The organism is Streptomyces pyxinicus, from assembly GCF_024753135.1.
Taxonomy (GTDB): domain Bacteria; phylum Actinomycetota; class Actinomycetes; order Streptomycetales; family Streptomycetaceae; genus Streptomyces; species Streptomyces pyxinicus.
This window is the reverse complement of sequence record NZ_JANUGP010000005.1, coordinates 65,792-86,623: the sequence shown is the minus strand read 5'-3', so window position 1 is coordinate 86,623 and position 20,832 is coordinate 65,792. Positions and strand designations below refer to the sequence as shown.

Below are 20,832 nucleotides of genomic sequence, written 5' to 3'. Positions count from 1 at the left end.
CCGTGTACGCTCGCGCAGCGTACGCGGATGAACCCTGGTGGGTGACGGGTCCCGCGCCCCACATTGGCCCCATGACAGCACCTCCGGTCACTCCCCGCCCCCTCGTCCAGCGCCTCAGTTCGACCCCACGCGGCGCCCGCCTGGCAAGGCGCCTCACGCTGACGCAGTTGGACGAGTGGGGCGTACCGATGGACAGCGAGACCGCCGACGCGGTGACGTTGATCGTCGCGGAACTGGCCGCCAACGCCGTGACGCACGGCCGCGTACCCGGGCGGGACTTCGAGCTGAGCGTGTCGCTGCTGGTGGGCAGCATCCGGATCGAGGTGACGGACACCCGGGCGGAACGGCAGCCGCCGGGCCCGGGACAGGTGCCGGAGCCGAACCCGCTGGCCGAGTCGGGGCGGGGCCTGCTGCTGGTGGACGCGTTGGCGGACCGGTGGGAAGTGGTGGACCGGGAGCCGCCCGGCAAGACGGTCCGGGCCGAGGTGGACGTACCGGCGTGGAAGGGACTCAGAGCGAACCGGTGACCGGCGGCACTACCCGGCCTGCCCCACCCCGGCCGCGTCGGGCCAGCTCCGCGCGTCGGGCCAGCCGGTGGCGGGCGCCGGGGTGAGCCCGGTGGGCGGCGCGGTCATGCCGCGTACCTGCGCGGCGGTGAGTCCGCCGCGCGCGGGGACGCCGGGCGGGGTGGGGGGCGGCTGGGTCGGCATCGGGGGGAACGTCGGCACGGGCACCGGTGTGGGGGCCGGCACCGGCATGCCGCCTGCCGGTGGGGGGACGGCGGCGGGGAGTGGCATGCCGGTGCCGGGGGTCGGGGCCGTGGGGAGCCCCGGGTCGGAGACGGACGCGGCCGGTAGCACGGGTAGCGCGGGGGGCGCGAGGGCCTGGGCCGCCAGTCCGGGCAGACCGGCGCCGTTGGTCTGGCTGACCAGCCGGTCGACGGCCGCCGTACCCGAGCTGTAGCTGGTCCCGGCGCCCGGCTCGGGTACGGCGGCTCCCCTCCTGGTCCCGTAGAGCACCTGCTCCAGGCCCGACACCAGGCGACGCACGTCGACCTGGGGGCGCACCACGAGTCTCAGGAAGCGGCTGGAGGAGCCGATCTTGTCGCCGCATTCGCGGACCAGGATCCGGTGCTCGGCGAGCATCCGGTCCCGTACCACCGTGCCCTCGGCTCCGAGGGGCAGGCGGACGAAGAGGAAGTTGCCTTGGGAGGGGTAGACGGTGAGGCCGGGCAGGGCCGAGAGGGCGCTGGCCATCTCCAGCCGGTCCCGCCGTACCTGCTGGAGGCTCCGCGCGTACGCGGCGCCGTGCTCCCGGAGCATGAACACCACGTGCTCGGCGAGGGAGTTGAGGTTCCCCTTGGGCAGCATCGAGCGGACGCGGCCCGCGAGCGCGGGGTTGGCGACGAGGTAGCCGAAGCGGATGCCGTGCAGGCCGCAGTTCTTGCCGAGGCTGCGCAGCACGATGACGTTGGGCCGCAGCATGGCCTCCTGGACCACGCTCGGGTCGGTCTCGGCGTCGGCGAACTCCAGGAAGGACTCGTCCACGACGACGAGGTCCAGGTCGGCCATCGCGTCCAGGAACCGCACCAGCGTCTGCTTGCGCACATGGCCGCCGTCGGGGTTGTTGGGGTTGCAGACCACGGCGGCCCGGGTGCCCCGGGCCCGCAGGAACTCGGCGTACCGGTCCAGGTCGAGGGCGAAGTCGTCGGCCTCCGGAAGCGGGAACATGTCGACCCGCTTGCCGGTCTCCATCGGCTGGTCGGTCCAGCGGCCGAAGGTGGGCACCGGGACGGCCAGCGACTCGCGGACGAGCAGGTGGTCGATCCAGGTGATCAGCTCGGTGGAGCCGTTGCCCATCGCCACGCACTGCGGCGGCAGCCGGAGCAGGTCGCACAGCTCGGCCGTGATGGTATCCGCGCCGCTCGGGTAGGACGTGACGATCTCCCGCAGCCGGCCGGCGAGTTCGTCGAACATGGCCGGGGTCGGGAAGTACGGGTTGCAGGGTACGCGGAAGTCCACCGGGCCGGTCCCGTCGCCGCCCTCCCGGGCCGGCGCCGCCATCGAGGGGCTGTGCGCGGCGGTGTCACGGAACAGCGAGGTGACGTTGCCGGTCAAGGGGACCTCCGTTCGGGCGGCCCGTGCGGGGGAGCGCGGGCCGCCCTTGGATACGGAGGGGACGGCTGTGGCGTTCAACGGCGTTCGCCCGGTCGGGTGGCACCGGCCGGCGCACGCCTTGACGCGGCCCGGCACCTTCCGGCCGGACGGCCCGACGGTTTCGGCACGACTGTCCAGAAAGCGCTCCCTCCGCCACGAAACCTTCACAGGCGTGTCTGGGAACGAGACCGGCGCGGACCTTAGTCTTCCGGCGTCATGGACTACTGCCACCCGTGCCGACGGCACCTCAACGGCGCCCTGGCCTGCCCGGGGTGCGGCGCGCCGGCCGCCCACCTCGCCGTGCCCGCGCACGCCGGGGGCCCCGAGACGTACGGCGGCACCGGACACGGCCACGGATACGAGGAGCAGCCGCCGGTCGCGGAGTACGACGGCCGGTTCCTGGCACGGGTGCCCACGCAGCGGAACGCCGGTGACGTGGACGCCGACAGCCGCTTCGGGGGCGCGGAGCCGGACGAGTCGCAGGACGCGGATGAGTTGACGGCGCCGGACGAGCCGCAGGGCCGGGCCGCGCGGCGCAAGGCACGCGCGACCCCCGCCGTCACCGACACCGGTACCGGTGCTGCCCCCGACGTCGGCCGCCGCGACCGCAAGGCCGCCGCGCACCGGCGCCGCCGTCGCCGTACCGTACTGATCGCGGCGGGCTTCGTTCTCGCGGCGGGCGGCCTGAGCCTCGCCGAACTGGGCACCGACGCGCCCTTCTCGCCGTTCACCAGCGACACCCCGGACAGCAGCGGGGACGCCTCCGTCGACGGCGGCGCCTCCTCGGCGGCGCCGGACCGTACGGCCTCCCCGGGCGGTGCCACCTCCGCAGCCCCGGACGCCACCTCCGGTTCCCCGAGCGCCTCCGCGTCCACCTCGTCGTCCCCCGAGGACGGCACGTCCCCGTCCGCCTCCGCCAAGGACAGCGGCACCCCGCACCAGTCCACCCCGGCCGGCGCCGATCCGGCCACCACCCCGGCCGCCCCCGCCGGCTCCGCGCCCGCCACCACCCCGACCCAGGCGCCGACCACCGACGCTCCGCCCTCGTCTCCGGGGCCCTCACCCACCAAGAGCTGCGACCGCTTCCTGTGGTGGTGCACCTGAGGCACGCCCCCGGCGTGCCCCCGCTTCACTCCCGCATCCGCCATCCGGGGTATGGGTGACATCCCTGTGCGCCTGTGACGGTTGAGCCGAAGAGGTCTGAGGGGGAGTGGCGAGCAGCGGCTCAGGTGAGGAGAACGGCATGACACGGAACACGGTCCAGGGCACGGTGGCCGAGGGCTTCGAGGCGGTGCGCGAGGAGTTCTCCGCCGTCGTCACCGGTGAACGCGACGACTACGAGGGCCAGTTGTGCGCCTACGTGCACGGGCGCCGGGTGGTCGACCTGTGGGCCGGTGCGGAGGTGACGGGCGACGCGCTGTACGGCGTGTACTCGGCCACCAAGGGCGCCGCCCACCTGGTGGCGGCCCTGCTGGTGCAGGACGGCACGCTGGAGCTGGACCGCAAGGTCACCTACTACTGGCCGGAGTTCGCCGCCGAGGGCAAGGGCGCGCTGACCCTGCGCGAGCTGCTCGCGCACCGGGCCGGGCTGATCGGCACCGACACCGGCTTCACCCTCGCGGAACTCGCCGACGACCGGGTGATCGCCGAACGCCTCGCCGACCAGCGGCCGTTCTGGCGCCCCGGCACCGCCTTCGGCTACCACCCCCTGGTGATCGGCGCGCTGACCGGGGAACTGGCCCGCCGGGCGACCGGCCGCACCCTCCAGGAGCTGTACGAGGAGCGGGTCCGGGCGCCGTACCGCCTCGACTTCCACCTGGGCCTGCCGGCCGAGCACGAACCGCGCTTCCGCACCGTCCAGCCGCTGCTGCCGACCCCCGGGCAGCGGGCCCTCCGCGACGCCCAGCCGGACGGCCCGCACACCCTCACCGCGATCGCCTTCAACCGGCACGGCAGCGAACCCACCGACCTGGAGAGCCTCGCCAACGAACCGCTGATCCGCGCCAAGGGCCCGGCGTCGGTGGGCGGCGTGGCCTCGGCGCGCGGTCTCGCGGGCATGTACGCGGCGGCGATCGGGGAGGTCGACGGCAAGGCCCCGCTGCTCAAGGAGGACACGGTCGCGGAGTTCGGCCAGATCCACTCCGTCGGCCACGACCTGGTGGCCCGCGTGCACAGATCCTTCGGCCTCGGCTTCCAGGCCACGGCCGACACCTGGCACCCCTTCCTGGGCGCCGGCACCTTCGGCCACAGCGGCGCCTGCGGCACCCAGTCCTTCGCCGACCCCCACACCGGCCTCGCCTACGCCTACACCCGCCGCCGCTTCACCTTCCCGGGCGGACCGGCCCCGGAGAACGACCGCCTGACGGCAGCAATCCACCGGGCAGCACTGACAACGCCCTGAAGGGGCGCGGGGAACTGCGCACAATCCAGGCGGACCCCGACCTCTCGGCGCAGGGCCCGACAGCCAACCTCAGGGGCGCGGGGAACTGCGCGACCAGCCACAACGCACCCGCACCCGCACCCGCACCCGACGACGCGCCGCCCCCCCCGACCCGGCCTCAGACCAGGGTCACCGACACGTTCCCCCGAGTCGCCTTGGAGTACGGGCACACCTGGTGCGCCTTCTCCACCAGCCCCCGGGCCGTCTCCGCGTCGACCCCCGGAATCCGGGCGGAGATCTCCACGATGATCCCGAAGCCGTCCTCGTTCTTGCCGATCCCCACCTTCGCGGTGACGGTCGACCCGGACACGTCGGCCCCCTGCTGCCGGGCGACCACGGCCAGCGCGCCCTGGAAGCACGCGCTGTACCCCGCCGCGAACAGCTGCTCCGGGTTGGTGCCGGCGCCACTGCCGCCCATCTCCTGGGGCGGGTTCACGACGACGTCGAGCTTGCCGTCGTCGGTGGCGACACGGCCGTCCCGGCCGTTCTCGGCGGTGGCGACAGCCGTGTACAGGACGTCGGACTGCTGAATGGGCATGCGGTTGCCTCCTGCTCGGTCCGCCGCGACTCGCGCCCACGATCGCCGACGGATTTCGGAAAGAAGCTACCGCATCCCGGAAACTCCGAGGAAGCCCCGCCCGGCCGCCGCCTTACAGCTTGACGATCATCTTCCCGGTGTTGTCGCCGCGCAGGACCCCGAGGAACGCCTCCAGGGTGTTCTCGATGCCCTCGGCCACCGTCTCGCGGTACTTGAGCGCGCCCGAGGCGACCCAGGGCCCGACCTCCTGCACGAACTGCGGCTGAAGGTCGTAGTGGTCGCCGACGAGGAAGCCCTCGATCCGGCCCCGGGTCTGGATCAGCCGCGCGAGGTTGCGCGGGCCGGGCGCGGGCTCGGTGTTGTTGTAGACGGAGATCATCCCGCAGACGGCGATCCGCCCGCCGAGCCGCAGCGACCCGATCGCGGCCTCCAGGTGGTCCCCGCCGACGTTGTCGAAGTAGACGTCGATGCCGTCCGGCGCCGCCTCGCGCAGCTGCTCGCCCACCGGCCCGCTCTTGTAGTTGAACGCGGCGTCAAAGCCGTACTCCTCCACCAGCAGCCGCACCTTCTCGTCGGACCCGGCCGACCCGATGACCCGCGAGGCGCCCTTGAGCTTCGCGAGCTGCCCGACCTGGCTGCCGACGGCCCCGGCCGCACCGGAGACGAAGACGGTGTCCCCCTCCTTGAAGGAGGCGGTGCGCAGCAGACCGGCGTAGGCGGTGAGACCCGTCATGCCGAGCACGCCGAGGTACGTCGACAGCGGCGCGGCCTCCGGGTCCACCTTGACGGCGCTCTTCGCGTCCACGGCCGCGTACTCCCGCCAGCCCTCGAAGTGCAGCAGGTGGTCGCCGACCGCGACACCCGCCATGTCGGAGGCGACTACCTCGCCGACCGCGCCGCCCTGCATGACCTCGCCCAGCGCGAAGGGGGTGGCGTACGACTTGGCCGCGCTCATCCGCCCGCGCATGTACGGGTCCACCGAGAGGTACTCGTTCCGCACCAGCACCTGGCCCTCGCCCGGGGTCGGGACGGCCGTCTCGACCAGCTCGAAGTCCTCGGCCGTCGGCACGCCGACGGGCCGGCTCAGCAGATGCCACTCACGGTTGCTCATCAGGGACCTTTCACTTCACTGCTCAACTGTTTCACTACCTGAAACAACAGTGCATCTGAACATTTCAGGTTGTCAAGCAAAGGGGTATCCTGAGTGTCATGGCCACACCGCACAGAACCCGTCCGGACCAGTTGACCGTGGAGGTCGTGGAGCTGATCGGCGAGGTCGTCGTCCGCTACCACGCCGACTACGAGGAGGCGGCGGCCGGCCACGCGCTCACCGGCGCCCAGGCCAAGCTCCTCAGCCTGCTCTCCCTCGGCCCGCTGCCGATGCGCAAACTGGCCCGGCAGCTCAAGTGCGAGCCCTCCAACGTCACCGGCATCGTGGACCGCCTGGAGTCCCGGGGCCTGGTCGAGCGCCGCCCCGACCCCGCCGACCGCCGGGTCAAGGTCGCCGCCGCCACGGACGAGGGCGTGCGGGTGGCCCACGACCTGCGCGAGGGCCTGCACTTCGCCCGCGAGCCGCTGGCCGCACTCAGCGCGGAGGAACGCGGCACCCTGCGCGACCTGCTCCGCCGCATGCTGGACGGCTGAGCCCCCCTGATCCTTGGGTAAAGTGCCCGCCATGCGCGATCTCGGGGTGGGCTTCGGATATCTCCTGAAGGGCCAGCGGTGGGTGGCCCGGCACGGCCGCAGTTACGGCTTCGGCCTGCTGCCCGGCCTGATCACGCTGGTCCTCTACGCGGCCACGCTGGTCGCGCTCGCGATATGGGGCGCGGACGCGGTCGGCTGGGCGACGCCCTTCGCCGACGACTGGTCCAGCCCCTGGCAGGGCCTGTTCCGCGGTTTCCTGACCGCCGTGCTCTTCGCCCTCGCCCTGCTGCTCGCCGTCCTCACCTTCACCGCGGTGACGCTGCTGGTCGGCGAGCCCTTCTACGAGAACCTGTCGGAACGGGTCGACGCCGACGTCTCACCCGACGGCACGGCTCCGGAGTCCGGCCTGCCGCTCTGGCGCGACCTGTGGATCTCCGCCCGCGACAGCCTGCGCGTCCTGGTCCGGGCGGCCCTGTGGGGCATCCTGCTCTTCGCCCTGGGCTTCCTCCCGTTCGTCGGACAGACCGTCGTCCCCCTGATCGGCTTCTTCGTGACGGGCTTCTTCCTCACCGAGGAACTGGCCGCCGTCGCCCTCCAGCGCCGGGGCGTCGACCTGCGCGCCCGCCTCCGCCTCCTGCGCGCCCGCAAGACCCTCGTCTGGGGCTTCGGCACCCCGCTGGGCCTCGCCTTCCTGGTGCCGTTCGTCGCGGTGTTCCTGATGCCGGGCGCGGTGGCGGGCGCCACGCTCCTCGCCCGGGACCTGCTGGGCGAGGAGAGCGACGCGGACTCCGACGACGAGGCCGAGCAGCCGGTCACTTCCTGACGGGCACCGCCCCCGCCGCGACCGTCACGATGTTCCGCACCTGCGCGATGATGTCCAGCCGGTTCCGCACGAACTCCGGGTCGGTGACCGCCCCGGTCGCCGGATCGGTGTTCCCGGCGCCGAACTGGAGGACGGGCGTGTGCACATGGCCGCCCGGCAGCGTGTCGTGCAGCCCGAGCCGGTCGCGCAGCAGGGTGACCCGGTACGCGATCTCGTTGGAGAGGTAGTCACCCCCGCCACCGGCCCGCGCGACGGACCCGGGCGTCGGGCCGTCGGGCCGTACGACGGCCTCGGTCCCGCCCGCCGGGATCTCGGTCACCTCGGTGTGGTCGTACACCGGGAACCGCCCGGTGTCGGCGGCGGTGATCGCGGCGTACGGCAGCGTGGTGGACGTCCACTGCGGCTGCGTGGCCGGGTCGCTCACCGGCACGACCTCCGTCCGCGACACGTTCTCGTTGTCCGGGAACCCGCCTCGCCAGGCCCCGTTGGTCCGCTCCACGTCGAACCGCCCGACCCGCCCCTGACTGACGGTGGCGAACAGATCCACCCGCGGCAGATACGGCCGCAGCGCCCGCTCTACCACCCCCTCCCCGAAGTCCCGCCACCGCACCGGAAACACGACGGTCTCGATCCTCGCGGGCCCCCGCGCGGTCCGCACCACGGTCCCGTCGAGCGCGAGCGCACTGGCACCGGACGGATTGGAGATCCGCACGTCCCGGTCGAGCGTGAACGGATCGAACCCGGTGACGAGAATCCGCCGCAGGTGCGTGCCGCGCGGATACCGGACGTCATCGTGCCCCCGCGAAACCCGCTCCAACTCCTCAATCAACGCCTGCCGTTGCTCACGCCTAACTCCGAACCCCGCCTGCCAGGTCCGCACTTCCCTGGTCATCCCCAGCCGCGCCCAGTAAAGCGGCCGGTCGTCATCCCGGCTCAGATCCCCACCGGCCGGCCCTCGCCCCTGAGCCCGGTCCACGGCCCGCTTCCAGAGCGCGGCCCCCTGCGCGACGACGACCTGCCGGGCCTGCCCATAGGAGTGAGCGGCACGCAGCCCCTCCCCGAACCGCGCCGCCACCTGATCGAACCCGGCCCGCCGCAGAATCTCCTGCGGCACGGCCTGCTCCAGCCGCTGCTCCTCGACGGTGGGGGAGAGGGCGCTGCTCGCCGCCGAGGCACCGGCGACGGGCGCGGCCACCCCGGCCAACAGCAGGATCCCGACTACACCGAGACGAACACGTATGCCGGTCAAGGGGGTTGGTCCTTTCGTGGGGGGACGAAGGCGTTCCGCCAGACATCCTGCACCGATCCACTCCGGATTAAGCCCCTGGACAGATAGTCTGTGCGCAGATAATCTGTACGCAGATAAATCGTTGACCGGGAGGCCACTGATGTGGACGTATGAGCACAGCATCGAGACCGACGTCGCGCCCGAGGCGATCTGGAGGCTGTGGGCCGATGTCGAGAACTGGGGAGACTGGAACGCGGACATCACGAGCATCCGCATCAGCGGCCCGTTCGAGGCGGGCGCCGAGATCGTGATGAACCCGGCCGGGGACGACCCGGTGCACCTGCTCGTCGCCGAGACGGCCGTCGACGAACTGTTCGTGGACGAGGCCCGGTTCGACGGACTGCTCCTGCGCACCAGCCACCGGCTCGACCAGGGCGAGGAACGGCGTACGCGGGTGACGTACCGGATGGAGATCTCCGGCACCGGCGCCGGTGAGCTCGGCCCGCGGATCGGTCCGGGCATCACCGCGGACTGGCCGCAGACCATGACCGCCCTGGTCAAGCTGGCAGGGGCCTGATGGCCCTCGGCCCCGGTGACAGCCCCGGCTTCCTGCTCTGGCACGCCACGCTGCGCTGGCAGCGCCAGATCGCCGCGGCTCTCGGCCCGTTGGACCTCACGCACGTCCAGTTCGTCCTCCTGGCCTGCACCTGGTGGCTGAACACGCGGGACGGCGTGCACCCCAACCAACTGGCCCTGGCCCGGCAGGCCGGTACCGACGTCAAGATGACGTCCCAGGTCCTGCGCGCGCTGGAGGCCAAGGGGCTGATCGAGCGCGAGGTCGACCCCGCCGACTCCCGCGCCAGACGTCTGCGTGTCACCAGCGCCGGCGCCGAACTGGCCCCGCGCGCGATCGCCGCCGTCGAGGACGTCGACGCGCGCTTCTTCCGGTCGGTGGCGCACGACGACGCCGTGTCCCTGCTCGGGCGTCTCGCCGACCCCGAAGCCTGAGAGCCGCCCCGCCCGGCGAGCGGCTCCCCGCGGAGGTGTTCCACCGCCTGCGCGGGGGCGGGTCCGGCACCCGGCGGACCGTGCGGCAGTCGCTGATCCGTCGAGTGGGTTTCTCGACGGGCGGGGCGGTGAACAGCGGCAGGATGGGCACTCTCGCGGGGAGCAGTGCTGGGCTTCGACGCGGACGGGGCATCGCTGATGAGTGCTGAATGCCGGGACGCGCGGTGTCGGCGGATGCTGGCGGGGCTGCTGACCGCGAGCCACCTGATGCCGCTGGAACTGCTGCCTTCCGCGGTGACCGAGCACGCCGGAGCCGTGGGTTTCTCCAAGGTGCTGATCTACCTCGGGGATCTCCAGCGTGACGTGCTGAGACTGCTGACCGGTGACGGCTTCGACGCCGGGCGGGACACGGCCGGCGAGGAAGCCGAGCTGAAGATCGACGGCAGCCTGGCAGGGCATGTCTACCAGTGCGGACAGATCCTCCCCGAAACGCCGGAGAACACCGAGGAGCGGCACTGGTGGGTGCCCCTGCTGGACGGCACCGAGCGTCTCGGTGCGTTGCGGATCACCACCGCCGACGACGACGCGCGGGCCCGTGAGGACATGACCCTGCTGGCCGCCGTGATCGCGTTGATCGTGCACAGCAAGGAGCGCAGCAGTGACGCGCTGGCCCGGCTGACCCGGGTCCGGCCGTTGAACATCGCGGCCGAGATGCAGTGGAATCTGATGCCGCCGCGCAGCTACGCCGACGGCCGGGTGATGATCGCCGCCGCGATGGAGCCCGCCTACACGATCAGCGGAGACGCCTACGACTACGCCACCGCCGGCGACACCGTCCATCTGTCGGTCTTCGACGCCATGGGCCACGACACCGCCGCCGGTCTGACCGCGCACCTCGCCATGGGGGCCTGCCGCAACTCCCGACGCCAGGGCATGGGCCTCGGCGAGATCACCGAGAGGATCGAACAGGCACTGGTCGAGCAGTTCGACCACCGGCGCTACACCACCGGCATCCTCGCCGGCCTCGACACCCGCACCGGCATGCTGACCTGGGTCAACCGCGGGCACCACCCGCCGGTACTCATGCGCCGCAACCGCTGGCACAGCCATCTGGCCTGCCGCCCCTCCCACCCGATGGGCACCGGTCTGGGCCTGCCCGTCACACTGTGCCGGGACCAGCTGGAACCCGGGGACCGGATCGTCCTCTACACCGACGGCATCATCGAAGCCCGCGGAGCCGATGACCAGGAGTTCGGCCTGGACCGCTTCACCGACTTCCTCGACCGGCATCACGCCGAGGGTCTGCCCGTGCCCGAGACCCTGCGCCGCCTCATGCACGCGGTCCTCGACCACCACGAAGGCCGGTTGCAGGACGACGCCACCGTCCTGTTCTGCGAATGGCTCGGGCCGGGGGCCGCCCCCACCGCCCAGGCGGCGGCCCTGGCCGGCCTGCCACCCGAAGCAGTCATCGCCCACGACGGCAGGAGCACCCCCTGATGAGCGCCGAGCTACAGCTCACCGTCCGAGAGGGGCCCGACGGCCTCGTCATCGTCGAGGTGGCCGGTGAACTGGACTTCCACACCTCCAACGCCCTCGACCGAGAGGTCACCGCGGTATCGGACGCGCACAGCCGCCTGGTACTGGACATGTCCCAGGTCACCTTCTGCGATTCCTCCGGTCTCAGCGCCCTGCTGCACCTGCTCCGGCACACCCAGGCCACCGGCACCGCCCTCACACTGGTCGCCGTACCCGCCCAGACCATGCGGCTGCTGACGATCACCGGCTCCGACGCCGTCTTCACCATCCACGGCAGCCTCACCGAGATCCCGGCCGCCCCCGACGGACCACAAGGGGACGCATAGGCCGTTTCTCCCGGATCAAGGTCTTCAGTACGTGGTGCGGCAGGCCTCGCTGGGCAGGATGACGGAACCCACCGGGATACAGGCGACGGCTCAGCGAGGAGGCGCACATGGCGCGGACAGGCACGCCGCGAGACGGTGACGAGGCCCGCGAGGCGGTCGTGGAGGCCGCCCTGCGCCGGCTCGACCTGGACGCCAAGGCGCGGCTGCTGGCCGGGCAGGACATGTGGAGCCTGCCTGCGCTTCCCGAGATCGGACTCGGGTCGCTCGTGATGTCGGACGGCCCGATCGGGGTGCGGGGCGTGCGGTGGACTGCCGACGATCCTTCCGTGGCGCTGCCCTCGCCCACCGCGCTGGCCGCCGCCTGGGACCCCGAACTCGCCCGCCGCGCAGGCCTCCTGCTCGCCCAGGAGGCCCGCCGCAAGGGCGTCCACGTGCTGCTCGCGCCCACCGTCAACCTGCACCGCTCCCCGCTCGGTGGCCGGCACTTCGAGGCCTACAGCGAGGACCCGTACCTCACCGGCGTCATCGGCACCGGCTATGTGCGCGGCGTCCAGGAGGGCGGCGTCGGCACCACCGTGAAGCACTTCGTCGCCAACGACGCCGAGACCGACCGCTTCACCGTGAACAACCTGGTCCCCGCCCGCGCCCTGCGCGAGCTGTACCTCGCCCCCTTCGAGGCGATCGTCGCGGACGCCCGCCCCTGGGGCGTCATGACCGCCTACAACTCGGTCAACGGGACGACCATGACCGAGCACCATCACCTGGTCGGCGACGTCCTGCGGGGTGAATGGGGGTTCGACGGGGTCAACGTCTCCGACTGGACCGCCGCCCGGGACACCGTGGCCGCCATCGAGGGCGGCCTCGACCTGGCGATGCCCGGCCCCCGTGCCGTCTACGGCGACGCCCTCGCCCGCGCCGTCCGCGAGGGCCGGGTCGCCGAGGCCGTCGTAGATGCCGCCGTGCGCCGCGTCCTCCGGCTCGCCGCCCGCGTCGGCATCCTGGCCGGCGCCGAACCCGCCGTCACCGAACCGCCCGCGCCGGTCGACGGGGAGGCGCTGGCCCGCGAGATCGCCCGCCGCTCCTTCGTCCTGGTCCGCAACGAACGCGCCGCCCTCCCGCTCCGGCCGGGCGGCACCGTCGCCCTGATCGGCGCCGCCGCCCGCGACGCCCGGGTGCTCGGCGGCGGCTCCGCCACCGTCTTCCCGGCCCACACCGTCTCCCCGCTCGACGGCCTCACCGCCGCCCTCCCCGAGGGCACCCTCCGCTACGCCGTCGGCGCCGACCCCGCCACCGAACTCGGCGCCGCGGAGCAGGGCTTCCGGCTGCGCGCCGTCTGCCGCGACCGCGACGGCCGGGTCATCGGCACCCGCTCCGCGCCCAGCGGACACGTCCAGTGGATGGGCTCCGACCTCCCCGACGGCGTCACCCACGACACCCTGCACACCGTCGAACTCACCGGCACCCTCACCCCGCGCGAGTCCGGCCCGCACACCTTCGGCGTCAAGGGCATCGGCGCCTTCACCCTCACCGTCGGCGGCACCACGTACTACGACGGCGAGCAACGGCCCCGGAAGGACGACCCGTTCATCACCTTCTTCGGCGCCCCGCAGCCCCGCGCCGAGGTCGAGCTGACCGCCGGGCAGCCGGTGGAGGTCTCCCTCACCCACGTCGTCCGGCTCCCCGACGACCTCCCCATGAAGGTCGTCTCCTTCACCCTCGCCCACGCCGGGCCCCGGCACGACCCGGACGACCTGATCGCCGAGGCCGCCGAGGCGGCCCGCGCCGCCGACACCGCCGTCGTCGTGGTCGCCACCACCGAGCGCGTCGAGTCCGAGGGCTACGACCGCACCGACCTGCGGCTGCCCGGCCGCCAGGACGACCTGGTCCGCGCCGTGGCCGCCGCCAACCCGCACACGGTCGTGGTCGTCAACTCCGGCTCCCCGGTCGAACTGCCCTGGTGCGAGGAGGTCGCCGCCGTACTGCTGACCTGGTTCCCCGGCCAGGAGGGCGGCGCCGCCCTCGCCGACGTCCTCACCGGCGCCCACGAACCCGGCGGCCGGCTGCCCACCACCTGGGGCGCCCTCGCCGACGCCCCGGTCACCCGGGTCGTCCCCACCGAGGGCGAACTGCCGTACGCAGAAGGGGTGTTCATTGGCTACAGCGCCTGGGAGCGGGCCGGCCGTGTCCCCTCGTACCCCTTCGGGCACGGCCTCGGCTACACCGACTGGGCCTACGAGTCCCTGACCGTCGACGGCCGCACCGCCCGCGTCCGGATCCGCAACACCGGCACCCGGCCCGGCCGTGAAACCGTCCAGCTCTACGTCTCCCCGGGCGAAGGCGACGTCGAGCGCCCGGCCCGCCGGCTGGCCGGCTTCGCCTCCGTCGAGGCCGGGCCCGGCGAGAGCGCCGAGGTGACCGTCGACCTCCCGCGCCGGGCCTTCGAGGTCTGGGACGAGGCGGCGGACGCGTGGACCTTTGTGAAGGGTTCGTACGACATCACCGCCGGACGCTCCATCGCCGACCACGGACTGACCGCCGCGATTAACGTCTGACCCGGGCCAGGGCCCCCACGGCCGGTCCCGGTCCGGGACCTGACCCCCGGACCGGGGCTCGCGGGCACCGCTCAAGGGCTAGCGCACCGAGAAGGCGTACACCGTCTCCGAGCGGAACACGTGCCCGGGGCGCAGCACGGTGCTCGGGAAGTCCGGGCGGTTCGGGGAGTCCGGGAAGTGCTGGGTCTCCAGGGCGATGCCGTCACCGGGGGAGAAGGGCGCCGGCAGGTGCTCGCCGGTGTAGAGCTGGAGGCCGGGCTCGGTCGTCGACACCGTCAGGGTCCGCCCGGAGCCCGGGTCGTGCAGCTCGGCCGCCACCGCCGGGCTGTCACCGGCCCCGGAGTCCAGCACGAAGTTGTGGTCGTAGCCCGAGCCGACCTTGCGCGCCGTCCGGAAGTCGAACCGGGACCCGGCCACGTCCGCCAGTACGCCGGTCGGGATCAGGTTCTCGTCCACCGGTGTGTAGCGGGACGCGTCGAGTCTCAGCTCGTGCCCGCCGGTGTGGCCCGCGTCGTGGCCGGCCAGGTTGTAGTAGCCGTGGTTGGTGAGGTTCACGACCGTCGCCTCGTCGGTCACCGCCTCGTACCCGATCCGCAGCGCCCCCGACTCGTCCAGGGTGTACGTCGCCGACACGTCGAGCCAGCCCGGGAAGCCCTCCTCGCCGTGCGGGCTCACCCGGTTCAGCCGCACCCCGTGCCCGGTCGGTTCCGCCTCCCACACCCGCTTGTCGAAGCCGTGGCCGCCGCCGTGCAGGGAGTTCGGGCCGTCGTTCGGCTCCAGGGAGAAGGTCCGGCCGTCCAGCGGGAAGCGGGCGCCCCCGATCCGGTTCGCGTACCGGCCGACCAGGGCGCCGAGGTACGGCTCCGGGTGCGCGAGATAGCCGTCCAGGCCGGCGAACCCCAGCACCACGTTCGCCGTGCGCCCGTCCCGGTCCGGGACCTCCACCGACCGCACGATCCCGCCGTACGTGAGGATCTCCACCCGGGTCCCGGCCCGCTCCAGCGTCCAGCGGTGCACCTCGGTGCCGTCGGGAAGTGTGCCGAAAAGTTCGCTCGTGTGGGAAACCATGGCAAGACCCTAGGCGACCGGTCGGCTACCCCACCGGATTGGGCGCGGTGATGGTCCGGTAGGCGATCGACGCCAGCCGGGCCTGGCCGTCCTTGCTGGGGTGGAACCAGTCCCAGTGGCTGAGCTGGTCGGTGCCGAAGTCGTAGTCGTACACCCGGTTGCCGTCGAAGCGGCAGCGGCGGTCCTTGGCGCAGACCTCCTTCAGCACCCGGTTGTACTCCACCACCCGCTGCTGCACCCGGTCCCGGCGCAGCACCGCCGCACTGCTCAGGTCATCCGCGTCGCCCAGCATCGACGGGCAGATGCCCAGCTTCCACACCTGCTTGCCCAGCGGATTGGCCCGGCCCTCGGACCACAGCCGCTTCAGGTTCGGCACGCTCGCCACGTACACCTGCGTCTTCGGCAGCGCCGAGCGCAGGGTGCGCAGCGACTCCTCGAAGTCGTCCCGGAAGGCGTCCACCGGGGTCATCGCGGCCGGCGAGGTACGGCACGCGTCGTTGGCCCCCACCATCACCGTCACCAGCTCGGGGCTCCGGGTGGCGGCCTGCGTCATCTGCTCGGGCAGGTCGGCCATCCGGGCGCCGGTCACCGCGTAGTTCCAGCTGCGCTCCGCCGCCCCGGACACCCCGAGCAGCCGCACCGCCAGGCTCTCCACCTTGGCGTCGCTGCCCGTCGCCCACGACACCTCCGGGCAGTCGGACAGCACCGCGCACGCGTCGAAGCCGCGGGTGATGGAGTCGCCCACCGCCGCGATCGACTCCGGGGCGCGGTCCCACACCGGCGCCCGCTTCGCCGCGCCGGCGTCGCTGGCCTTCGGCGCCGGGCCGCCGCCGCCCGCGTCACAGCCGGCCAGGCCCAGCACGGCCGCCGCCACGACGGCGCCGGCCGCCCGCGCACGGCTCCTCCGCTCCCGCAGCTTCCGCATCCCCTGCCGATCCCCTCGTCCTGGTGCCGATGTCCGCTCGGTGCTCCTTCGATGCTCCCTCCCATAACAACGCGCGCGGGTTCCCGGCCGGGTCCGCCGGAACGGTCGACCCCCGTACAAGCGTCCCCCTGGGTGAATGGCAGAGGTTTCCTGGCAGTGGGACCGACGGTACGTCACTCTCCTTGCCCCGCCGCAAGGTAGCCTCGCCCTCAACGCGGCCGTCCGCCAGGGCCGCCCAGCCCGTCCGCAAGATGTCCCGCTCTGCCCGGAGGTTCCGGTGACGACACGTGGAGTTCTGTACGTGCACTCCGCGCCGCGCGCGCTGTGCCCGCACGTCGAGTGGGCCATCGCCGGGGTGCTCGGCACTCGCGTCAGCCTCGACTGGATCCGGCAGCCCGCGGCCCCCGGCACCTGGCGCTCGGAGTTCTCCTGGCAGGGCCAGGCCGGTACGGCGTCCAAGCTGGCCTCCGCGCTGCGCGGCTGGCAACTGGTGCGCTTCGAGGTCACCGCGGAGCCGTGCGCCGGCGCCGAGGGCGAGCGCTACAGCTGCACCCCCGACCTGGGCATCTTCCACGCCGTCACCGGCATCCACGGCGACATCCTCATCCCCGAGGACCGGCTGCGTGCCGCCCTGACCCGCTCCCAGCGCGGTGAGACCGACCTGGAGGCCGAGACCGCCAAGCTGCTCGGCAAGCCCTGGGACGACGAACTGGAACCCTTCCGCTACGCGGGCGAGGGCGCCCCGGTCCGCTGGCTGCACCAGGTGGTCTGACACCTCGGCTCCATGGCAAAGGGCCCCCACCTTCCGGTGAGGGCCCTCTCTCACGTTCTCTACAGGGTGCGGAACGCCAGCACCACGTTGTGGCCGCCGAAGCCGAACGAGTCGTTCAGCGCGGCGATACGGCCCTCGGGCAGCCGGCGCGCCTCGCCGACGACCACGTCCGCGTCGACCTCGGGGTCGAGGTTCGTCACGTTGATGGTCGGCGGGGCGGTGCGGTTCACCAGCGCCAGGATGGACGCGACGGTCTCGATGCCGCCGGCGCCGCCCAGCAGGTGACCCGTCATCGACTTGGTCGCGGAGATCGCCATGTGGTCGACGTCGTCGCCGAACACCTTGCGCAGCGCCTTGACCTCGGCCACGTCACCCTGCGGCGTCGAGGTGGCGTGCGCGTTGACGTGCACGATCTCGGCGGGCTTCAGGTCCGTGTTGTCCAGCAGGTTCTGCAGCGCCTGCGCGATGCCGTTGCCGGACGGCTCCGGCTGGGTGATGTGGTGCGCGTCGGAGGAGATGCCCTGGCCGACGGCCTCCGCGTAGATCCGGGCGCCGCGGGCCTTCGCGTGCTCCTCGGACTCCAGGACGATCACACCGGCGCCCTCGCCGAGCACGAAGCCGTCCCGGCCGGCGTCGTAGGGACGCGAGGCGCCCTGCGGGTCGTCGTTGTTCTTGGACATCGCCATCATGTTGCCGAACGCGGCGATCGGCAGCGGATGGACGGCGGCCTCGGTACCACCGGCCACGACCACGTCCGCACGCCCGGTGCGGATCATCTCGATCGCGTACCCGATGGCCTCCGCGCCCGAGGCGCAGGCCGAGACCGGGGTGTGCACACCGGCGCGGGCACCCAGCTCGATACCGACGTTGGCCGCCGGGGAGTTGGGCATCAGCATCGGCACGGTGTGCGGGGAGACGCGGCGTACGCCCTTCTCCTTGAGCACGTCGTACTGGTCCAGGAGTGTCGTCACGCCACCGATGCCGGAGGCGATGACCGCACCCAGACGGTCGGGGTTCACGGACGCGTCCTCGCCCGCCTTGGCGGTGTAGCCGGCGTCCTTCCAGGCCTCCTGGGCGGCGATCAGCGCGAACTGCGCGGACCGGTCCAGCTTGCGGGCCTGCGGCCGGGGGAGGATCTCGCCCGGCTCCACGGCGATCTGCGCGGCGATACGGACCGGCAGCTGCGCCGCCCAGTCCTGCTCCAGGAGGCTGACGCCGGACGTGCCGGCGACCAGGGCCTCCCAGAACGAGGCCGCGTCGCCACCCAGCGGTGTGGTTGCGCCGATACCGGTGACGACCACGGTGTGATTGGTCGGGCTCACGGGAATTCTTTCTCCAACGGATACGGGATTCGACGGCGCCACCGCCGGGTGGCGGGGCCTTGCAGCCTGCGGCCTAAGGGGTGGCTCAGGCCTGGTTCTTGAGGATGTAGTCGGTCGCGTCGCCGACCGTCTTGAGGTTCTTGACGTCCTCGTCCGGGATCTTCACGTCGAAGCGCTCCTCGGCGGCGACGACGACCTCGACCATGGACAGCGAGTCGACGTCCAGGTCGTCGGTGAAGGACTTGTCCAGCTGGACGTCCTCGGTGGGGATCCCGGCGATCTCGTTCACGATCTCGGCGAGACCGGCGACGATCTCTTCCTGAGTGGCGGCCATGTCAGGCGCTCCTTCTTCCATATTCCAGACGGTTTTACGGCGCCCACCGCGCGAGCGGCGGACGGTGCTGCTCCCGCACCGGACACGAGATCCGGCACGGAGTGCCTAGGGGAGGGTAACGACCGTGGCGGCGTAGACGAGACCCGCCCCGAACCCGATGACGAGTGCGGTGTCGCCGCTCTTCGCCTCCCCGGTCGCCAGAAGCCGCTCCATCGCGAGCGGGATCGAGGCGGCCGAGGTGTTGCCGGTGGTGCGGATGTCACGGGCGACCATGACGTGCTCCGGCAGCTTCAGTGTCTTCACCATCGAGTCGATGATCCGCACGTTGGCCTGGTGCGGGATGAAGACGTCCAGGTCGTCCGCGCTGATCCCGGCCGCGTCCAGCGCCTGCTGGGCGACCTTCGCCATCTCGAACACGGCCCAGCGGAACACCGCCTGGCCCTCCTGCGTGATCGCGGGGAACTTGACGTTGCCCTCGCTGTCCAGGGGCAGCTCCGACAGGTCACCGAGCCGGAAGCGGTCCCACGGGACGGTCTGCTTGATCGTCGCGGCCTTGTCACCCTCGGAACCCCACACCGTCGGGCCGATGGCCGGCTCCTTGGAGGGGCCGACGACGACCGCGCCGGCGCCGTCGCCGAACAGGAAGGCGGTGGCCCGGTCCTCCAGGTCGGTCAGGTCGCTGAGCCGCTCCACGCCGATGACGAGCACGTGCTCGGCGGAGCCCTCCACCACCATGCCCTTGGCGAGCGTGAGGCCGTAGCCGAAGCCCGCGCAGCCGGCCGAGATGTCGAACGCGGCGGCCTTGTCGGTGCCCAGCCGGTCGGCGATCTCGGTGGCGATGGCCGGGGTCTGGCTGAAGTGCGAGACGGTCGAGACGACCACGGCGCCGATCTGCGCGGCCTCGATCCCGGCGTCCGCGATCGCCTTGCCGGCCGCCTCGATCGACATGGCCGCGACGGTCTCCTCGGGGCCCGCCCAGTGCCGGGTCTCGATGCCGGAGCGCGACCGGATCCACTCGTCGGAGGAGTCGATCGTCTCCAGGATCACCTCGTTGGGCACCACCCGGGTCGGCCGGTAGCCGCCGACACCGAGGATGCGCGCGTACGGGGCGCCCTTGCTGGGCCTGATCTTCGCCATGTACGGCTCCTTAGGCCCGCGCGTGCTCGGAGATGAGCGCGCGGGCGGCGTCGAGGTCGTCGGGGGTCTTGAGGGCCAGCGTCGCGACGCCGGGCAGCGCCCGCTTCGCCAGGCCGGTCAGGGTGCCGCCCGGGCACACCTCGACGAGCGCGGTGACCCCCAGCTCCTTGAAGGTCTCCATGCACAGGTCCCAGCGGACCGGGTTGGCGACCTGGCCGACCAGGCGCTCCAGCACCTCGGCGCCCAAGGTCACGGCCCTGCCGTCCTTGTTGGAGACGTAGGCGACCTTCGGGTCGGCGGGCGCGAGCTGCTCGGCGGCCTTGGCGAGGGCCTCGACGGCGGGGGCCATGTGCCGGGTGTGGAAGGCGCCGGCGACCTTCAGCGCGACGACCTTGCGGACGCCCTCGGGCTTGTCCTCGGCCAGCGCGGCGAGCTGCTCCAGCGTGCCGGCGGCGACGATCTGGCCGGCGCCGTTGATGTTCGCCGGGGTCAGGCCCAGCTTCTCCAGGTGCGCGACCGAGGTCTCGGGGTCGCCGCCGAGCAGCGCCGACATACCGGTCTCGGTGACCGCGGCGGCCTCGGCCATCGCCAGACCCCGCCTGCGGACCAGGCCCAGCGCGGCGGTGTCGTCCAGGACCCCGGCGAAGACGGCGGCGGTGATCTCGCCGACGCTGTGACCGGCCACCGCGCCCGGCGCGAGCCCGGAGATGTCACCGAGTGCCGTGGCGGACAGCAGACCGGCGGCGACCAGCAGCGGCTGGGCCACCGCGGTGTCCCGGATGGCGTCCGCGTCGGCCTGGGTGCCGTAGTGGGCGAGGTCCAGGCCGATGGCGTCCGACCAGGCGGCGACGCGGTCCGCGGCACCGGGCAGTTCGAGCCAGGGAGTCAGGAAGCCGGGCGTCTGGGCACCCTGGCCGGGAGCGACGAGTACGAGCACTCTCACACTCTCTCTTGGGGACGGCCACGGCCGCCCGTGGGGACAGGGACGAAGAACACGGAGGGCTTTTGTGGGCCCCCGACAAA

The 20,832-nt window shown here is 72.6% G+C and carries 21 protein-coding genes; 11 read left to right on the top strand and 10 right to left on the bottom strand.

Annotation, left to right across the window (positions count from 1 at the left end; genetic code table 11):
• Window positions 1-71 precede the first annotated feature (71 nt).
• Window positions 72-527, top strand: coding sequence for an ATP-binding protein (locus NX794_RS08885; protein WP_258777726.1), 456 nt, complete (start codon window positions 72-74; stop codon window positions 525-527).
• Window positions 528-536: 9 nt separating this feature from the next.
• Here NX794_RS08885 and NX794_RS08880 read toward each other — a convergent pair whose 3' ends face one another.
• Complete coding sequence (locus NX794_RS08880) at window positions 537-2,117, bottom strand: pyridoxal phosphate-dependent aminotransferase (protein ID WP_258777725.1); 1,581 nt, start codon at window positions 2,115-2,117, stop codon at window positions 537-539.
• A 255-nt stretch (window positions 2,118-2,372) separates the two neighbouring features.
• Here NX794_RS08880 and NX794_RS08875 point away from each other — a divergent pair, with 255 nt between their 5' ends.
• Together NX794_RS08875 and NX794_RS08870 are read left to right on the top strand one after the other, a co-directional pair.
• Window positions 2,373-3,260, top strand: a complete 888-nt coding sequence (locus NX794_RS08875) for an SCO2400 family protein (RefSeq protein ID WP_258777724.1) — start codon at window positions 2,373-2,375, stop codon at window positions 3,258-3,260.
• Between the two features lie 139 nt (window positions 3,261-3,399).
• Entirely contained in the window at window positions 3,400-4,557 is a 1,158-nt protein-coding gene (locus tag NX794_RS08870; protein WP_258777723.1) for a serine hydrolase domain-containing protein, read from the top strand.
• Window positions 4,558-4,714: 157 nt separating this feature from the next.
• On the opposite strand, the gene NX794_RS08865 is transcribed toward NX794_RS08870, so the two are convergent.
• On the bottom strand, window positions 4,715-5,134 hold the full coding sequence (locus tag NX794_RS08865) for an organic hydroperoxide resistance protein (RefSeq protein ID WP_258777722.1): 420 nt from the start codon (window positions 5,132-5,134) through the stop codon (window positions 4,715-4,717).
• A 112-nt stretch (window positions 5,135-5,246) separates the two neighbouring features.
• Window positions 5,247-6,245 (bottom strand): NADP-dependent oxidoreductase, encoded by a 999-nt coding sequence (locus NX794_RS08860; protein ID WP_258777721.1) that lies wholly within the window; start codon window positions 6,243-6,245, stop codon window positions 5,247-5,249.
• Between the two features lie 98 nt (window positions 6,246-6,343).
• On the opposite strand from NX794_RS08860, the gene NX794_RS08855 reads away from it, so the two are divergent.
• The gene (locus tag NX794_RS08855) at window positions 6,344-6,778 is read left to right on the top strand and encodes a MarR family winged helix-turn-helix transcriptional regulator (RefSeq protein WP_258777720.1); all 435 of its coding nucleotides are present in this window, start codon (window positions 6,344-6,346) and stop codon (window positions 6,776-6,778) included.
• A 31-nt stretch (window positions 6,779-6,809) separates the two neighbouring features.
• The gene (locus NX794_RS08850) at window positions 6,810-7,601 is read left to right on the top strand and encodes an EI24 domain-containing protein (RefSeq protein WP_258777719.1); all 792 of its coding nucleotides are present in this window, start codon (window positions 6,810-6,812) and stop codon (window positions 7,599-7,601) included.
• Here NX794_RS08850 and NX794_RS08845 read toward each other — a convergent pair.
• Window positions 7,591-8,850: a pyroglutamyl-peptidase I gene (locus NX794_RS08845; protein ID WP_258777718.1), complete on the bottom strand. Its 1,260-nt coding sequence runs from the start codon at window positions 8,848-8,850 to the stop codon at window positions 7,591-7,593. The two genes, NX794_RS08850 and NX794_RS08845, sit on opposite strands and share 11 nt — an antisense overlap.
• Before the next feature lie 139 nt (window positions 8,851-8,989).
• On the opposite strand from NX794_RS08845, the gene NX794_RS08840 reads away from it, so the two are divergent.
• From NX794_RS08840 to NX794_RS08820, 5 genes are all read left to right on the top strand, one after another.
• A complete protein-coding gene (locus tag NX794_RS08840) occupies window positions 8,990-9,406 on the top strand; it encodes an SRPBCC family protein (protein ID WP_258777717.1) in 417 nt (138 codons plus the stop codon).
• The gene (locus tag NX794_RS08835; RefSeq protein ID WP_258777716.1) at window positions 9,406-9,837 is read left to right on the top strand and encodes a MarR family winged helix-turn-helix transcriptional regulator; all 432 of its coding nucleotides are present in this window, start codon (window positions 9,406-9,408) and stop codon (window positions 9,835-9,837) included. Before NX794_RS08840 ends, NX794_RS08835 begins: the two co-directional genes overlap by 1 nt.
• A 234-nt stretch (window positions 9,838-10,071) precedes the next feature.
• On the top strand, window positions 10,072-11,334 hold the full coding sequence (locus tag NX794_RS08830) for a PP2C family protein-serine/threonine phosphatase (RefSeq protein WP_258777715.1): 1,263 nt from the start codon (window positions 10,072-10,074) through the stop codon (window positions 11,332-11,334).
• The gene (locus NX794_RS08825; protein WP_258777714.1) at window positions 11,334-11,699 is read left to right on the top strand and encodes an STAS domain-containing protein; all 366 of its coding nucleotides are present in this window, start codon (window positions 11,334-11,336) and stop codon (window positions 11,697-11,699) included. Before NX794_RS08830 ends, NX794_RS08825 begins: the two co-directional genes overlap by 1 nt.
• A gap of 107 nt (window positions 11,700-11,806) precedes the next feature.
• Window positions 11,807-14,251 (top strand): beta-glucosidase family protein, encoded by a 2,445-nt coding sequence (locus NX794_RS08820; protein ID WP_258777713.1) that lies wholly within the window; start codon window positions 11,807-11,809, stop codon window positions 14,249-14,251.
• A 78-nt stretch (window positions 14,252-14,329) separates the two neighbouring features.
• Here NX794_RS08820 and NX794_RS08815 read toward each other — a convergent pair whose 3' ends face one another.
• Both NX794_RS08815 and NX794_RS08810 read right to left on the bottom strand, forming a co-directional pair.
• Entirely contained in the window at window positions 14,330-15,319 is a 990-nt protein-coding gene (locus NX794_RS08815; RefSeq protein ID WP_258777712.1) for an aldose epimerase family protein, read from the bottom strand.
• Window positions 15,320-15,344: 25 nt separating this feature from the next.
• On the bottom strand, window positions 15,345-16,244 hold the full coding sequence (locus NX794_RS08810; RefSeq protein WP_258777711.1) for an SGNH/GDSL hydrolase family protein: 900 nt from the start codon (window positions 16,242-16,244) through the stop codon (window positions 15,345-15,347).
• A gap of 277 nt (window positions 16,245-16,521) precedes the next feature.
• Between NX794_RS08810 and NX794_RS08805 the strand changes: the two genes are divergently transcribed.
• Window positions 16,522-17,016: a DUF3145 domain-containing protein gene (locus tag NX794_RS08805; RefSeq protein ID WP_258777710.1), complete on the top strand. Its 495-nt coding sequence runs from the start codon at window positions 16,522-16,524 to the stop codon at window positions 17,014-17,016.
• 59 nt (window positions 17,017-17,075) lie between these two features.
• Here the strand turns inward: NX794_RS08805 and fabF are convergent, their stop codons facing one another.
• The 4 genes from fabF to NX794_RS08785 form a co-directional block, all read right to left on the bottom strand.
• Window positions 17,076-18,338 carry a beta-ketoacyl-ACP synthase II gene (gene fabF / locus NX794_RS08800; RefSeq protein WP_258777709.1) on the bottom strand — a complete coding sequence of 421 codons (1,263 nt, stop codon included), beginning with the start codon at window positions 18,336-18,338 and terminating at the stop codon, window positions 17,076-17,078.
• Window positions 18,339-18,423: 85 nt separating this feature from the next.
• The gene (locus tag NX794_RS08795; RefSeq protein ID WP_258777708.1) at window positions 18,424-18,672 is read right to left on the bottom strand and encodes an acyl carrier protein; all 249 of its coding nucleotides are present in this window, start codon (window positions 18,670-18,672) and stop codon (window positions 18,424-18,426) included.
• A gap of 105 nt (window positions 18,673-18,777) precedes the next feature.
• Window positions 18,778-19,809, bottom strand: coding sequence for a ketoacyl-ACP synthase III (locus NX794_RS08790; RefSeq protein WP_258777707.1), 1,032 nt, complete (start codon window positions 19,807-19,809; stop codon window positions 18,778-18,780).
• A 10-nt stretch (window positions 19,810-19,819) separates the two neighbouring features.
• Window positions 19,820-20,746: an ACP S-malonyltransferase gene (locus tag NX794_RS08785; protein WP_258777706.1), complete on the bottom strand. Its 927-nt coding sequence runs from the start codon at window positions 20,744-20,746 to the stop codon at window positions 19,820-19,822.
• Between the last annotated feature and the right edge of the window lie 86 nt (window positions 20,747-20,832).